Raw genomic sequence first — 14,930 nt, 5'->3', positions numbered from 1 at the left:
CCACCATGCCCCCCGTTCCGCCCCGACCCGACGACGCCGACAACGTCACCCCGCCGCCGCCCACCGACGCGGCGCCCGCGTCCACGCCGGTAGAACCCGCGGTCGCGCCGAAGTACCTCAAGCCCAGCGCGCGCAGCGTGGTGGTGATGGTGGTGGTGGCCCTGCTGGGCATTGCGCTGATCCTGCGTGCCTGGCACCTGTGGCCGTTCACCAGCAGCGTGATGGTGACCGACAACGCCTATGTGCGCGGCCAGATCACCGTGATGGCGCCGCAGGTCAACGGCTATGTGACCGAGGTGCTGGTGAAGGACTTCCAGCACGTGAAGGAAGGCGAGCCGCTGCTGCGCATCGATGACCGCATCTATGCGCAGCGTGTCGCCCAGGCGCAGGCGACGCTGGACAGTGCGCGCGCGGCGCTGGCCAATTCCGACCAGTCGCAGGCACAGAACCGTGCGCAGATCGCCTCGGCGCGCGCCACGCTCTCGGCCGGCCAGGCCGAACTGCAGCGCGCGCGCAACGAGCTGAAGCGCTACGAGGAACTGGCCGCGCAGCAGTTGGTGTCGATCAATGACCGCGACAAGTTCCGCACCAGCCAAGCCTCGGCACAGGCCAGCGTGCAGCAGTCGCAGGCGCAGATCCGCATCGCCGAGGAAACACTGGTGTCGACCCAGGTCGCGCGCAAGAGCCTGGAGGCCCAGGTGGAAAGCGCACAGGCGCAGCTGGAGCTGGCCCGCATCGACCTGGCCAACACGGTGATCCACGCACCGCGCGACGGCCAGATCAGTGAGGCCAGCGTGCGCGTGGGCCAGTATGTCGCCGCCGGTTCGCAGCTGCTGTTCCTGGTTCCTGACACACTGTGGGTGGTGGCCAACTACAAGGAAGGCCAGACCTGGGGCATGGCGATCGGCCAGCCGGCGACGTTCTCGGTGGACGCGTTCCAGGGCCAGGTGCTGAGGGGCCGCGTACAGGAGATCGCGCCCGCCACCGGATCGGAGTTCAGCGTGTTGCGCCCGGACAATGCCAGCGGCAACTTCACCAAGGTGGTGCAGCGGCTGCCGGTGCGGATATCGATCGATGAAGGCCAGAAGCTGGCCGCGCAGCTGCGGCCCGGCATGTCGGTGATCGTGCGGGTGGATACCGCAGGCAAACCGAAGGACTAGCCCTTGTCATGAAACGGGGTCAGATCCCTTTTGCCAATGGCAAAGGGATCTGACCCCACTCAGGATGCCGGCCAGCGGCCGGCACTACCATTGCATTACCCCGCGCAGCGCGCGCAGAGACCGTGCACTTCCAGGGTCTGTGCCTGCGGCTGGAAGCCCAGTTCCTTGGCCCGCTTCTCCAGCTGGCTGACGATCTCGCGGTCTTCCAGCTCCACTGCGCTGTGGCAGCTGTTGCAGATCAGGAACGGCACCGAATGCGCAGCGCTGCTTGGATGATGGCAGGCCACGAAGGCATTCACCGACTCCAGCTTGTGCACGAAGCCATTGGCCATCAGGAAGTCCAGCGCGCGGTACACGGTGGGCGGGGCATCAGCGCCCACGCCCTTGCCGTTGCGCACCCATTCCAGCAGCTCGTAGGCCTTGACCGGCTTGCCGGCCTCGGCGATCAGCTTCAGCACGTTGGCGCGGATCGGGGTCAGGCGCAGCCCGCGTTCGCGCGAGACACGCTCGACCACCGCCACGAAATCCGATGCGTCGTGGACGTGGTGGTGCGGGGCGGTACAGGCAGTGGCGGTCTTGGCGGGCATGCGTGTTCTCCGGTTCGGGCCTGGCAAGGATGCCTCAGGCCGTTGCTACCTTGGTGATGGCCACATCAATGCGTTTCAAGGCCTGCTCGCGGCCGGCCAGGTAAACGGTATGGGAAATGTCAGGGCTGACCTGGGTGCCGGTGATGGCCACGCGCAGCGGCTGGGCGACCTTGCCCATGCCGATTTCCAGCGCTGCGGCCGTGTCGTGCAGGGCGACGCCCACCGACTCGGCGGTCCATTCCGGCAGCGCGGCCAGCAGCTCGCGGGCCTTGCCCAGCGCCACCTCGGCACCGGCCTTGAAGTGCTTGGCCACCGCCGCTTCATCGTATTCGGTCAGCGGCTGGTACCAGACCACGGCCTTCTCGGCCATTTCCTTCAGGGTCTGCACGCGTTCACGCAGGGCGATCACCACATCCTCCGGAGCCGGGCCGGCGGCCACGTCCAGCCCCAGCTTCTGCAGCTGGTAGACCAGGTGCGGCACGATCGAGGCCACCTCCTCGGTCTTCAGGAAGTGCTGGTTGACCCAGCCCAGCTTGGCCATGTCCAGGCGCGAGGCCTTGGAATTGCAGTCCTTCACGTCGAACAGATCGATCAGTTCCTGGCGGCTGAACAGCTCCTGGTCACCATGCGACCAGCCCAGGCGGGCCAGGTAGCTCAGCAGTGCGTCCGGCAGGTAGCCGGCGTCCTTGTACTGCATCACGTCAGCCGCACCGGTGCGCTTGGACAGCTTGGCGCCCTGCTCGTCCAGGATCATCGGCATGTGGCCGAACTTCGGCACCGGCGCGCCGATGCCTTCATACAGGTTGATCTGGCGCGGGGTGTTGTTGATGTGGTCGTCGCCGCGGATGACCTCGGTGATGCCCATGTCCCAGTCGTCCACCACCACCGCGAAGTTGTAGGTGGGGTAGCCGTCCGGGCGGAAGATGACCATGTCATCCAGCTCGCTGTTGGCGATCTCGATGCGGCCCTTGATCAGGTCATCGAACACCACCGTGCCTTCCAGCGGGTTCTTGAAGCGGATGACGCGGTTCGGGTCGTCCCGGTAGGGCAGGCCCAGATCGCGCGCAGCGCCGTTGTAGCGCGGCTTTTCCTGCCTGGCCATGGCGGCCTCGCGCATGGCATCCAGCTCCTCGCGGGTCTCGTAGGCGTAGTACGCCTTGCCCTCGGCGATCAGCTGCTCGGCCACTTCCTGGTAACGGGCGACGCGGTCGGTCTGGTAGATCGGGCCCTCGTCGTAGTCCAGGCCCAGCCACTCCATCGCCTCCAGGATGGCGTCGGTTGCGCCCTGGGTGCTGCGTTCGCGGTCGGTGTCCTCGATGCGCAGCACGAACTCGCCGCCGCGGTGACGGGCCTCCAGCCAGCAGTACAGCGCGGTGCGGGCACCACCGATGTGCAGGTAGCCAGTGGGACTGGGGGCGAAGCGGGTGCGGCAGGTCATGGACGGCTCGAGGAACGGGAATCCCCCGATTTTACCAGCCCACCGCCCCCGACGGAAAAAGGGGACGGAGGGGATTAAGTCGCGATTGCCCAGCCGTTGGGTGCTGCAACCGGGAAGCGGAGGGGAGATACGACTTAATCCCCTCCGTCCCCTTTTACGGTTCTACCTTTCGCGGGAAGGACGGCTCGCGCATTGCGGCGTTGTAGGCGAACGAAGCGACGATGGCGGCGGCCTGCTTCAGGTCTTCCGGTTCGGCGTGGTCCCAGGTGTCCAGGTGGCTGTGGTGGACGTTGGTGAAGTAGTCCAGCCGGTCCTGGATGAACTGGAAACCCGGCAGGCCGATGCGATCGAAGCTGATGTGGTCGGTACTGCCGGTGTTGCGGGTGGCCACGGTGGTGGCGCCCACGTCATGGAACGGCGCCAGCCAGGCTTCGAAGATCGGCATCGCCGCCAGGTTTTCCTGCGCGTAGATGCCACGGAAGCGGCCCGAGCCGTTGTCCATGTTGAAGTAGACCTGGAACTTGCTGTAGTCGCGGGTCTTCTGCAGTGCACCGGTCGGCTCGCGCAGCGACGCCGGCAGCGCTTTCTGGGCCGGATCGGTCGGCTCCGGGAACTTGCCGAAGTGCTTGGCCACATAGGCCTGCGAGCCGATCAGGCCCTGCTCCTCGCCGCTCCACAGCGCCACGCGGATGGTGCGCCTGGGCTTGGCGCCGGTAGCCTTGAGGATGCGCATCGCCTCCATCATCACCGCCACGCCGGCGGCGTTGTCGGCCGCACCGGTGCCGCTGTGCCACGAATCCAGGTGGGCACCGATCATCACCACTTCATCGGGCTTGCTGCTGCCGCGGATCTCGGCCAGCGTGTTGTAGCCGGGCTGGTCGGCCTCGTCGGTGAAGCGCGCCGCTACATCCACGCGCAGGCGCACCGTCTGCTTGGCCTGAAGCGCGCGCACCAGCGGATTGAAGTGTTCGCTGATCATCGCCAGTTCCGGGATGCCCACCGGCTCACCGGCCTTGCGCGAACCGCCGCCGGCAACGCGGATGATGCCGTTGTCCCAGCTGCTGATGCTGATCGAGGCCAGCGCGCCCTCTTCGACGAAGAACGCATTGACCTTGGCCGCCAGCTGCTGGCGCTCCTGGTACTCCTTGACCCGCTTGGCGCGCTCGGCGGTAGCGTCCTTGTCCTTGGGCAGGGTGAACTCCTGCAGGCCCTCGAGCGAGGTCGCGTCATGGCGGTGCGAATCGGGCTCGGTGCCCCGCTTGTATTCGCGTGCCTCGCCCAGCAGGAGGATCTTGCCACGCAGCTTGCCGCGGTACTTCTCGATGTCTTCGGGCTTCTTGATGTCAACCTGCACCAGCTCGCCTTCGACCGGGCCCTTCGTACCGGGGGTCCAGGCCTTGGGCAGCGCATGCAGCGGCTGCACGCGGTCACCCAGCATTTCCACGCTCGCCGAGGTGAATTCCCAGCCACGGCCGAAATCATCGAAGGCCTCGTCGTGGACGTTGTCCAGCTTCCATTCGTTGAACTTGCCGCGGGTCCACGCATTGGCGCGGCCCATCGCCGGCGAATTGCTCAGGCGCGGGCCGATGCGCTCGGTGAGATAGCTGAAGGTGTCCATCACCTGCGAACGGTGGAACGCCTCCTGACGGATGCGGCTGACCATGTCCAGGTCCACCGTCTCGCGCTGCTGTGCCGCTGCATTGCCACCCATCGCCAGCGCTACGGCCAGCACGCCCCACTTCAACACGTCGCACCCCTGCCCTTCGGCTCGATCATCAACCCATCGAGTCTAGCCAGCCGGGGCGCGGCGATACCGTCCCATCGGTCATGGACGGCGCGGAAGCGTGCGAACCAAGGGTTCGCACCTACAGGAGAAGGGTGGGGTCGTACCCGCAAAGCCGAATCACCCGCTCCATCCCAACCACAACTGCGCCCGCTCCGGCAGCAACAGCAACCAGTGCCGCCGGTCGATGCTGCTGCAGCCGTACACCGCCGCGTGTGCCGGCCAGTCATCCGGAAGGCCGCCGATGCCGATCTCGGCCAATGCCTCCGCGCCGGCCTTCCATGGCCGATAGCGCGGCACCCGGCCGGCCACCGCGCCGCGTCCCTGCCGCGCACCCTGCAGCCAACGCAATCCCTGCCCCTGCAATCCTTCGCAGGTCACCGCCGCCAGCTGGAAGCGGACCAGGCCGGGGGCGATCCGTGCCCCCGGCAGGGCCGCCAGCACGCCATGTGCCTGCAGCAGTGCGTCCACTTCCAGCAGGGCCGGAATGCCCTGCCGTGCCCGTTGCCGCAATCCCTGGCGCCAGCCCATGGCGTGCTCCTTACTTCAGGTCCGCGCCGAGCGCGTACCAGTCGACCCGGCGGGTTACCCACATCGCCAGCGCCAGGATCACGAACAGCAGCAGCGACCCCATCAGCAGTGCGTTGTTCTCCGACACCAGCAGGCCATACAGCGCGCCGTACAGCACGGTCAGCAGGGCCGCGAAGCCGAGGCCGCGCTTCCAATGGCCCAGCACGTTGGCCAGGTACACCGCCTGCAGGCCGATGCAGGCCACCGCCGAGACCAGGTAGGCCTTCCAGAACGCGATGTGTTCGGACAGGCTGATCAGCAGCAGGAAGAAGATCGCCAGCGCCAGGCCGACCATCAGGTACTGCAGCGGGTGGATGCGCAGCGACTTGATCAGCTCGAACAGGATGAAGCCGACGAAGGTCAGCAGCACGAACAGCACGCCGTACTTGGACGCACGGTCGGCCTGGGTGTAGGTATCGACCGGATCGACCAGCGACACCGTCACCGCCTGCGAGTCGACCGAACCTTCATTGCGCAGCTGTCGCTGTGCGTCGGAGGCCAGCGAGGACACCGCCCAGCGCGCGTCGAATCCCTGCGCATCAACGCGCCGCTCGTTGGGCAGGAACGCACCGCTGAACGACGGATGCGGCCAGCTCGAACGCAGCGCGATGTGGGTGTCATCGCCCACCGGCACCACCGACAGCATGCGGCTGCCATCCAGGCGCAGCTCCAGTTCAACGGTGCTGGCCGCCAGCGTGCCGCCCTGATCCGCAGCGAAACCGGCCACCGGCGCATGCAGGCCACGGCCGACTTCGCTTGCCACGCCGACGCCCGGCAGCAGGCGCAGCTGCTTGCCATCCACGCGCAGGTTCGGTGTACCGACCAGGCCGCGCACATCGGAAATTCCCACCGCCACATACGGCTGGCCATACGTGCGCCCTGCCTTCACCGGATAGTCGTCAGCGGCGAAGCTCGCCTTCATCTGGCCGTTCCAGCTGTACACCGGCACCTTGAACAGGCCGACTTCGCGCTGGCTCGGCAGCATCTCGCCGCCCACCTCCAGCGACGCTGGCATCTGCAGCCAGTGCCCCTCGGTGACCTGCACCTCGGTCTTCTTGACGCCCAGCGGGTCAACCAGTTCAACCTGCTTGCGTTCCACCCACGGCACCACCCGCACCGGGCCCACCAGCTGCTGCGTGCCGGCACGGCTGTCGGCCACCCGCGCAAAGGCCTCGTCGCGGTACTGGCTGCGTTCGGTGATCACCCCGCGGATCATCATCAGCGGCACCAGCAGCAACAGGATCAGCCCGCCGACAATGGCGAACCGCAGCAGCATCTTCAGGGATTTCATGGTCCATCCTCGTTGGAGAGGGCTGCAGGATGGACCGCTGCGGTGAGCAGGGTTTGTGGCGAATTTGAAGCGAGTGTGAAGTCAGCGGCGCGGCCGCTGGCCCGCTGCGCCCAACGGCAGCCACAGGCTGGCCACCGTGCCACCGCTATCGCGGGCGTCGAGGCTGGCGCGTCCGTCATGCAGGCGAGCCACTTCCTGCACGAACGGCAGGCCCAGGCCGGAACTGCGCCGGCCGCTGCCGGGACGCGCCAGTGAATAGAAGCGTTCGAACACCCGTTCGCGCGCGTAGTCGGGAATGCCGGCACCGCGATCCGCTACCTGCAGGCGCACGCCCTGCCCGTCCACCTCGGCCTGCAGTGCGATCTCCGCGCCGGACGGCGAAAAGGCAATGGCGTTGTCGATCAGGTTGTGCAACGCCTGCCGCAGCAGATAGGCATCACCCTGCACGCGGAGGTCGGGCACGCTGCCGATGCGCACCTCTACGCCGGCCGCCTGCGCACGCACCTGCGCCGCCGCCGCCGCATCGGCCAGCAAGGTTGGCAGCGCGATCGGATCGCGGGTCTGCAGCCAGCCGTGCTGTTCCACTTCGGCCAGCGCCAGCAGCTTGTCGATCGTCTCGGTCAGCCGCTCCTGTTGATCAACGATGCTGCGTGCAAAATGCACGCGGTCGGCCTCCGGCAGCGGCTCCTGCAGCAGCTCGGCGGCACCGCGGATCGCCGCCAACGGACTCTTCATTTCATGCGTCAGCGACTGCACGTACTGCTCGACGTAGGCCTTGCCCTCCAGCTTGCGGCGCATCGTTTCCAGTGCCTGCCCCAGGTCGCCGATCTCGTCGCGGCGCCGCCGCGGCGGTGGCACCGGTTCGCCGGCGCTGACCGCGCGTGCATAGCGGCTGAGCTGGCCAAGGCCCGTGGTGAGCCACATCGTCACCAGCACGCCGACCAGCGCCGACAATCCGATCAGCCAGGCACCGCGCTCGATGATGGCGCGCTGGCTGGCCGCAATGAACGGATCGATGCTGCGGTTGGGCTGGGCCAGGCTGAGCACGCCGATCAGGGTGCGGCCATCGGCCGGGTCGTATACCGGCGCCGCCACATGCATCACCGTATCGCCTTCTTCGCCTGGCACTTCCGGGCTGGAGCGGGCGCCGTACTCGCCACGCAGGGTGCGGTAGACATCGTTCCAGCGCGAATTGTCACGCCCCAGGTCGCGGCCCAGCGAGTCGTAGATGACGATGCCCTTGGCATCGGTGATGGTCACCCGGTAGTCCAGTGAGCGCTTGGGAAAGCGCCAGACCATCGCCTTCAGGTCACGCTGCCGCGCCTTGGCCAGGTTGCGGGTGAAGCTGCCGCTGCGGATGGTGCCGTCCTTGACATCGGCCGCCGCCATCTCGGCCAGCACGTTGGCGGCATCGACCAGGGTCGATTCCATCGCCTGGCGCACACCCGGCTTCACTTCATTGACGAACACGCGCATCACGAAGAACGCGGCGATGCCGGTGATCAGGAAGAAGCCGAGGAACAGCTTCAGGACCAGGCGCATCGGCTAGACCTCCAGCGCGTAGCCAAGGCCACGGTGGGTGCGGATCGGATCGTCGCTGGCACCGGCTGCGCGCAGCTTGGCGCGCAACGTCTTTACATGGGTGTCGACGGTACGGTCGGCACTGTCGGCGCTGCTGTCCCAGCCGCGATCCATCAACTGGGCGCGACTGAGAATGGCGCCCGGCCGCTGCAGCAGCGCTTCCAGCAACGCGTACTCGTAGCGGGTCAGGTCCAGCGCGTGGCCGCGGAAGCGGATGCGCCGGCCTTCGCGGTCGATGGCGAAGGCGCCATGTTCCTGCCAGCCCGCATCGGCGCCGGGGGCTGCCACGACCGGTGCCGCGCGACGCAGGCGCGCACGCACCCGCGCCACCAGCTCACGCGGCGAGAACGGCTTGGTCATGTAATCGTCGGCGCCCAGTTCCAGGCCCAGCACGCGGTCCACTTCATCGTTGCGGGCGGTCAGGAAGATCACCGGCAGCTGGGCCGCCGGCCCGGGCTGCGCGCGCAGCCGCCGGCACACCTCGAAACCGCCCAGGTCGGGCAGGCCCACGTCCAGCACCACCACGTCGATATCCCCGGCCTGCAGGCGTTGCAGGGCCTCGCCACCGAGCAGGCAGTGGCTGGCGGCATAGCCCTCGCTGCGAAGCGCATAAAGCACGGTTTCGGCGATGGCGGCTTCGTCCTCGACGACCAGGACATGGGCAACAGGAGCTGTCATGGCGCGCAGCATAGCCGCTGCGGCCGCCGCCCCGTACACTGCCGCCCATGAACTATCGCCACGCCTTCCATGCCGGCAACCACGCCGATGTGCTCAAGCACATCGTGCAGCTGGCCCTGATCGACAGCTTCAAGCGCAAGGACAGCCCGTTCTTCGTGCTCGATACCCACGGCGGTGCCGGCCGCTACCTGCTGGCCAGCGAAGAGAGCCGCAAGACCCTCGAGGCCGAGTCCGGGATCATGCGGCTGATGGCCCAGCCCAGGCTGCCGGAGGTGGTCGAGCGTTACCTGAAGGCAGTGCAGGCCGACAATCCGGTGGGCGCGCTGACCAACTACCCGGGCTCGCCGCTGCTGAGCGCACAGGCCATGCGCGCACAGGACCGCATGGCGGTCTGTGAGCTGCAGGAAGCCGAAGCGGCCGCGTTGAAGGCCCTGTTTGCCCATGACAGCCGCGTCGACGTGCGCCCCGGAGATGGCTACGCCCTGCTGCGCTCGCTGCTGCCACCCAGGTTCAACGGCAGCAAGATCGGCCGAGGCCTGGTGCTGATCGACCCGCCGTACGAGGCCCAGGACGCCGAATACCAGAACATCCTGGCCGCCCTGGCCGAGACCCTGGCACGCTGGCCGCAGGCCACCTGTGCGGTCTGGTTCCCGATCAAGCAGCGCCGCACCATCCTGCACTTCCTGCGCAAGGCCACCGCCCTGCCGGTGAAATCGGCGATGACGATCGAGTTCCTGGTGCGCCCGGACGACTCGCCGCTGCGCCTCAACGGCAGCGGCATGCTGCTGCTCAACCCGCCGTGGCAGTTCGACCGCGTGGTTGGTCCGGCCCTGCCGGCGCTGCGCCAGCACCTGGGCGAACCCGGGGCCAGCACCCGCCTGGACTGGCTCAAAGCCCCCGAATAACGGCCTTCACGAGGCTGTACCGCCGTGAGCCTTTCGTTCACGGAACGCAGCCCCGGTGATGCCACAATCGATGGACCACCAAGGAATCACCCGGTATGGCCACTCGCAACCGCATGCCGCCCTGGCATGAGATCTTCAAGGCTCCCAGCGGCCACGAGCTGCTGATCCGCCCCATCCGCCCGGAAGATGGCGCACCGCTGCAAGCGGCATTCAGCCTGTTCGGGCCGGAAGAAATCCGTGATCGTTTCCTGCAGGCGGTGACCGAGCTTTCGCCGGAAACCACCCAGCGCCTGACCCACCCGAATCCGAAGACCGAGATCACCCTGGTCGCAGCCGAATCGCTGCCCGCTGGCGAAGCGGTGGTCGGCGCGGTCGCCCGGGCGTCGATCATCCCCGGCACCCGTGAAGCCGAGTACGCGATCCTGATCAGCCGCTTCCTGATCGGCCAGGGCCTGGGACGGCAGCTGATGCGCAAGCTGGTGAAATGGGGCCGTGGCAAGTACCTGGACCGCCTGTACGGCGACGTTGCCGCCGAGAACGAACCGATGAAGCAGCTGGCCGCGTCGCTGGGCTTCAAGCCGGTGCCGCACCCGACCGGAGCCGAAGGCCTGGTGCGGATGGTGCTGGAGCTGGACAACTGACGGATGCGCCGGGCCCTGCCCGGCCACGTCTCCCGGTAGTGCCGGCCGCTGGCCGGCATTCCGCTCCCCCAACGGCGCCTGAGGCTGCCGGCAACCGGCCGGCACGACGCACCGGAGCCGGATCGGGCTTCTGCTAAAATCCGGGGTCCATGTCGCGTACCTCATACCCCGCCCCGCCGCTGCCGCGCGCCGGCCAGCTCCGCGCCTGGTGGCGCGCCCCCGCCTCGCCCACCGCACTGGCCTGGTACCTGGCCCAGGCAGCGCGCGTGCACGACGCACCGCTGCTGGTGATCGCCCGTGACAACCACGGCGCCAACCAGCTCGAAGCCGACCTGCAGACCCTGCTTGGCGGCGATCCAGGCCTGCCGGTGATCGCCTTCCCGGACTGGGAAACCCTGCCCTACGACCGCTTCAGCCCGCATCCGGACATCATCTCGCAGCGCCTGGCTGCCCTGCACCGCCTGCCGACGCTGAAGCGCGGCCTGGTGATCGTGCCGGTGCAGACGCTGCTGCAGCAGCTGGCCCCGCGCAGCTACGTGATCGGTGGCAGCTTCGACCTGAAGGTCGGCCAGCGCCTGGATCTGGAAGCCGAGAAGCGCCGCCTGGAAAGCGCCGGCTACCGCAACGTGCCGCAGGTGATGGACCCGGGTGACTTCGCCGTGCGCGGCGGCCTGCTCGACGTGTTCCCGATGGGCGCCGACGAGCCGCTGCGGGTGGAGCTGCTGGACGAGGACATCGATTCGATCCGTGCCTTCGATCCGGAAAGCCAGCGTTCGCTGGACAAGGTCGAGGCCGTGCACATGCTGCCGGGCCGCGAAGTGCCCATGGACGAGGCCAGCATCGCCCGCGTGCTGGCCACGCTGCGCGAGCGCTTCGATGTCGATACCCGGCGCAGTGCGCTGTACCAGGACCTGAAATCCGGGCTGGCCCCGGCCGGCGTCGAGTACTACCTGCCGCTGTTCTTCGAGCGCACCGCAACCCTGTTCGACTACCTGCCCGACGGCAGCCTGCCGGTGGTCTGCGCCGGTGCCGGCGAAGCCGCCGAGGCGTTCTGGGCGCAGACCGGCGAGCGTTATGAGCAGCGCCGCCACGATGTGGAACGGCCGCTGCTGCCGCCGTCGGCGCTGTACCTGTCACCGGAACTGCTGCGCGAGCGCCTGAACGATGCCCCGCGCATCGAGGTATGGGCCGCCGACCACGCACGCATCGCCGACGCGCACGCGCTGGGCGACCAGCCGCTGCCACCGCTGCCGGTGGCGGCGCGCGATGCGCCGGCCGGCGAGGCGCTGAAATCCTTCCTCGGCCATTACCCGGGCCGGGTGCTGATCGCGGCCGATTCGCCCGGCCGCCGCGAGGCGCTGCTGGAAGTGCTGCAGGCCGCCGAGCTGAAGCCGCCGGTGGTGGCCGACCTGCCCAGCTTCCTCGCCGACGATGCGCGCTTCGCGATCGCGGTGGCGCCGCTGGAGGATGGCTTCGCGCTGGACGATCCGCGCATCGCGGTGCTGACCGAGCGCCAGCTGTTCCCCGAGCGCGCCGGCAGCACCCGCCGCACGCGCCGTGCCGGCCGTGAGCCGGAAGCGATCATCCGCGACCTCGGTGAGCTAACCGAGGGCGCGCCGATCGTGCACGAGGATCATGGCGTCGGCCGCTACCGTGGCCTGATCGCGATGGACGTCGGCGGCATGCCCGGCGAGTTCCTCGACATCGAATATGCCAAGGGCGACCGCCTGTATGTACCGGTCGCCCAGCTGCACCTGATCAGCCGCTACTCCGGTGCATCGGCGGAAACCGCACCGCTGCATTCGCTCGGTGGCGAGCAGTGGAGCAAGGCCAAGCGCAAGGCCGCCGAGAAGGTGCGCGACGTGGCCGCCGAACTGCTGGAGATCCAGGCCCGCCGCCAGGCGCGTGCCGGCCTGGCACTGCAGGTCGACCGCGCGATGTACGAGCCGTTCGCCGCCGGTTTCCCGTTCGAGGAAACCCCCGACCAGCTGGCTGCGATCGATGCCACCCTGCGCGACCTGGCCAGCAGCCAGCCGATGGACCGCGTGGTCTGCGGCGACGTCGGCTTCGGCAAGACCGAGGTGGCGGTGCGCGCTGCATTTGCTGCGGCCAGTGCCGGCAAGCAGGTGGCGGTGCTGGTGCCGACCACGCTGCTGGCCGAGCAGCATTACCGCAATTTCCGCGACCGTTTCGCCGACTACCCGCTGAAGGTCGAAGTGCTGTCGCGCTTCAAGACCAGCAAGGAAATCAAGGCAGAACTGGAGAAGGTGGCCGCTGGCACCATCGACGTCATCGTCGGCACCCATCGCCTGCTGCAGCCGGACGTGAAGTTCAAGGACCTGGGCATGGTCATCGTCGACGAGGAGCAGCGATTCGGCGTGCGCCAGAAGGAGGCGCTGAAGGCGCTGCGCGCCAATGTGCACCTGCTGACCCTGACCGCCACGCCGATCCCGCGCACCTTGAACATGGCCATGGCCGGCCTGCGCGACCTGTCGATCATCGCCACGCCTCCGCCGAACCGGCTGGCGGTGCAGACCTTCATCACCCAGTGGGACGACGCGCTGCTGCGCGAAGCCTTCCAGCGCGAACTGGCGCGCGGTGGCCAGCTGTACTTCCTGCACAACGACGTGGAGAGCATCGGCCGCATGCAGCGCGAGCTGTCCGAGCTGGTGCCGGAGGCACGCATCGGCATCGCCCACGGGCAGATGCCCGAGCGCGAACTGGAAAAGGTGATGCTGGATTTCCAGAAGCAGCGCTTCAACGTGCTGCTGTCGACCACGATCATCGAATCGGGCATCGACATCCCCAACGCCAACACCATCATCATCAACCGTGCCGACCGTTTCGGCCTGGCCCAGCTGCACCAGCTGCGTGGCCGCGTGGGCCGTTCGCACCACCGTGCCTACGCCTACCTGATCACCCCCGACCGTCGCGCGATCACCCCCGACGCCGAGAAGCGCCTGGAAGCGATCGCCTCGATGGACGAGCTGGGCGCCGGCTTCACCCTGGCCACGCACGATCTGGAAATCCGCGGCGCCGGTGAACTGCTTGGCGAGGACCAGAGCGGGCAGATGGCCGAGGTCGGCTTCAGCCTGTATACCGAGCTGCTGGAACGCGCGGTACGCAGCATCAAGCAGGGCAAGCTGCCCGACCTGGATGCCGGTGAGGAAGTGCGCGGCGCCGAAGTCGAGCTGCATGTGCCGGCGCTGATCCCGGAAGACTACCTGCCGGACGTGCACACCCGCCTGACCCTGTACAAGCGCATCTCCAGCGCGCGCGACAGCGATGCACTGCGCGAACTGCAGGTGGAGATGATCGACCGCTTCGGCCTGCTGCCGGATGCAGCCAAGCACCTGTTCGCCATCGCCGAGCTGAAGCTGAAAGCCAATACGCTGGGCATCCGCAAGCTCGACCTGGGCGAGAACGGCGGCCGCATCGTGTTCGAGTCCAAGCCGAACATCGATCCGATGGCGGTGATCCAGCTGATCCAGAAACAACCGAACCTCTATGCCATGGAAGGGCCCGACAAGCTGCGCATCAAGCACCCGCTGCCGTTGCCGGAAGACCGCTTCAATGCGGCCCGCGCCCTTCTGACCACCCTCGCCCCGGGTTGATCGCCCCCGAACACCCCGCACCGGTCCCCACCCGGTGCGGGCGGATGACCATGTTTCCTGACGCCGTACCCGCCCCCGACCTGCTGCACGCGCAGGCCTGCCTGATCGATGCCCTCGCGATGTCGCTGCAGATGCGCGACGCCTACACCCGCCACCACTGCGACCGCGTTGGCCTGCTCGCGCAGCGCCTGGCCACGCACTGCGATCTTGATGACGATGCCCGTGCGCAGATCGGCCTGGCCGCGCGCTTCCATGACATCGGCAAGATCGGCATACCCGATGACGTGCTGCTGGCACCACGCCGGCATACCGATGAGGAGCGCGCGATCATGCGCGAGCATCCGGTACGCGGCGAACACATCTTCCTGGCCACCGGTCGCAGCGACGCCTCGCCGGTGGCGCGGCTGATCCGCGCCCATCACGAGGCCTTCGATGGCAGCGGCTACCCCGATGGGCTGCGCGGCGAATCCATCCCGCTGGGTGCGCGCATCGTCACCATCGCCGATGCCTACGATGCGATGACCAGCGTGCGCCCGTATCGCAATGCGATGGAGCACGAGGCCGCATTGCGGATCATCGACGAGCAGGCCGGCGGGCTGGTGGACCCGTACGTGCTGCAACGCTTCCATCGCATGCTGGAGCGGGAACCAGAACTGGCCTGAGATCGGCCGGGCAAACGAAA

The 14,930-nt window shown here is 67.8% G+C and carries 12 protein-coding genes; 5 read left to right on the top strand and 7 right to left on the bottom strand.

Going from position 1 to position 14,930, the window contains the following annotated elements:
* Nucleotides 1–5: 5 nt before the first annotated feature.
* Nucleotides 6–1,160: an HlyD family secretion protein gene (locus tag KXV01_RS01740; protein ID WP_099495095.1), complete on the top strand. Its 1,155-nt coding sequence runs from the start codon at nucleotides 6–8 to the stop codon at nucleotides 1,158–1,160.
* A 95-nt stretch (nucleotides 1,161–1,255) separates the two neighbouring features.
* Here KXV01_RS01740 and KXV01_RS01735 read toward each other — a convergent pair whose 3' ends face one another.
* From KXV01_RS01735 to creB, 7 genes are all read right to left on the bottom strand, one after another.
* Nucleotides 1,256–1,747: a Fur family transcriptional regulator gene (locus KXV01_RS01735; protein ID WP_005415799.1), complete on the bottom strand. Its 492-nt coding sequence runs from the start codon at nucleotides 1,745–1,747 to the stop codon at nucleotides 1,256–1,258.
* Nucleotides 1,748–1,781: 34 nt separating this feature from the next.
* On the bottom strand, nucleotides 1,782–3,185 hold the full coding sequence (gene gltX, locus KXV01_RS01730; RefSeq protein ID WP_263467478.1) for a glutamate--tRNA ligase: 1,404 nt from the start codon (nucleotides 3,183–3,185) through the stop codon (nucleotides 1,782–1,784).
* Between the two features lie 154 nt (nucleotides 3,186–3,339).
* Entirely contained in the window at nucleotides 3,340–4,932 is a 1,593-nt protein-coding gene (locus KXV01_RS01725) for a M20/M25/M40 family metallo-hydrolase (protein WP_049413549.1), read from the bottom strand.
* 156 nt (nucleotides 4,933–5,088) lie between these two features.
* Nucleotides 5,089–5,499 (bottom strand): hypothetical protein, encoded by a 411-nt coding sequence (locus KXV01_RS01720; RefSeq protein WP_012479575.1) that lies wholly within the window; start codon nucleotides 5,497–5,499, stop codon nucleotides 5,089–5,091.
* Nucleotides 5,500–5,509: 10 nt separating this feature from the next.
* Nucleotides 5,510–6,829 carry a cell envelope integrity protein CreD gene (creD, locus tag KXV01_RS01715; RefSeq protein ID WP_049413546.1) on the bottom strand — a complete coding sequence of 440 codons (1,320 nt, stop codon included), beginning with the start codon at nucleotides 6,827–6,829 and terminating at the stop codon, nucleotides 5,510–5,512.
* Nucleotides 6,830–6,910: 81 nt separating this feature from the next.
* Nucleotides 6,911–8,371 carry a two-component system sensor histidine kinase CreC gene (creC, locus tag KXV01_RS01710; RefSeq protein WP_099495097.1) on the bottom strand — a complete coding sequence of 487 codons (1,461 nt, stop codon included), beginning with the start codon at nucleotides 8,369–8,371 and terminating at the stop codon, nucleotides 6,911–6,913.
* Between the two features lie 3 nt (nucleotides 8,372–8,374).
* Complete coding sequence (gene creB / locus KXV01_RS01705; RefSeq protein ID WP_080352990.1) at nucleotides 8,375–9,100, bottom strand: two-component system response regulator CreB; 726 nt, start codon at nucleotides 9,098–9,100, stop codon at nucleotides 8,375–8,377.
* Between the two features lie 35 nt (nucleotides 9,101–9,135).
* Here creB and rlmJ point away from each other — a divergent pair, with 35 nt between their 5' ends.
* The 4 genes from rlmJ to KXV01_RS01685 all read left to right on the top strand — a co-directional run bounded on the left by rlmJ (nucleotide 9,136) and on the right by KXV01_RS01685 (nucleotide 14,910).
* On the top strand, nucleotides 9,136–9,993 hold the full coding sequence (gene rlmJ, locus KXV01_RS01700) for a 23S rRNA (adenine(2030)-N(6))-methyltransferase RlmJ (protein WP_049411136.1): 858 nt from the start codon (nucleotides 9,136–9,138) through the stop codon (nucleotides 9,991–9,993).
* Between the two features lie 95 nt (nucleotides 9,994–10,088).
* Entirely contained in the window at nucleotides 10,089–10,634 is a 546-nt protein-coding gene (locus tag KXV01_RS01695) for a GNAT family N-acetyltransferase (RefSeq protein ID WP_004150340.1), read from the top strand.
* A 149-nt stretch (nucleotides 10,635–10,783) separates the two neighbouring features.
* Nucleotides 10,784–14,248 (top strand): transcription-repair coupling factor, encoded by a 3,465-nt coding sequence (mfd, locus tag KXV01_RS01690; RefSeq protein ID WP_263467477.1) that lies wholly within the window; start codon nucleotides 10,784–10,786, stop codon nucleotides 14,246–14,248.
* Nucleotides 14,249–14,292: 44 nt separating this feature from the next.
* Nucleotides 14,293–14,910: an HD domain-containing phosphohydrolase gene (locus tag KXV01_RS01685; RefSeq protein WP_049411129.1), complete on the top strand. Its 618-nt coding sequence runs from the start codon at nucleotides 14,293–14,295 to the stop codon at nucleotides 14,908–14,910.
* The last annotated feature ends 20 nt before the right edge of the window (nucleotides 14,911–14,930 follow it).

The organism is Stenotrophomonas sp. Ps181, assembly GCF_025697425.1.
GTDB lineage: Bacteria > Pseudomonadota > Gammaproteobacteria > Xanthomonadales > Xanthomonadaceae > Stenotrophomonas > Stenotrophomonas sepilia.
Note: the sequence above shows the minus strand (reverse complement) of the source record. Positions and strands in the feature narration are given on the sequence as shown.

Bases quoted from the DNA above. Each gene is read 5' to 3' on its own strand.
- KXV01_RS01740 (WP_099495095.1), top strand. From the start codon at position 6: ATGCCCCCCGTTCCGCCCCGACCCGACGACGCCGACAACGTCACCCCG.
- KXV01_RS01735 (WP_005415799.1), bottom strand. From the start codon at position 1,747: ATGCCCGCCAAGACCGCCACTGCCTGTACCGCCCCGCACCACCACGTC.
- gltX (WP_263467478.1), bottom strand. From the start codon at position 3,185: ATGACCTGCCGCACCCGCTTCGCCCCCAGTCCCACTGGCTACCTGCAC.
- KXV01_RS01720 (WP_012479575.1), bottom strand. From the start codon at position 5,499: ATGGGCTGGCGCCAGGGATTGCGGCAACGGGCACGGCAGGGCATTCCG.
- creD (WP_049413546.1), bottom strand. From the start codon at position 6,829: ATGAAATCCCTGAAGATGCTGCTGCGGTTCGCCATTGTCGGCGGGCTG.
- creC (WP_099495097.1), bottom strand. From the start codon at position 8,371: ATGCGCCTGGTCCTGAAGCTGTTCCTCGGCTTCTTCCTGATCACCGGC.
- creB (WP_080352990.1), bottom strand. From the start codon at position 9,100: ATGCTGCGCGCCATGACAGCTCCTGTTGCCCATGTCCTGGTCGTCGAG.
- rlmJ (WP_049411136.1), top strand. From the start codon at position 9,136: ATGAACTATCGCCACGCCTTCCATGCCGGCAACCACGCCGATGTGCTC.
- KXV01_RS01695 (WP_004150340.1), top strand. From the start codon at position 10,089: ATGGCCACTCGCAACCGCATGCCGCCCTGGCATGAGATCTTCAAGGCT.
- mfd (WP_263467477.1), top strand. From the start codon at position 10,784: ATGTCGCGTACCTCATACCCCGCCCCGCCGCTGCCGCGCGCCGGCCAG.
- KXV01_RS01685 (WP_049411129.1), top strand. From the start codon at position 14,293: ATGACCATGTTTCCTGACGCCGTACCCGCCCCCGACCTGCTGCACGCG.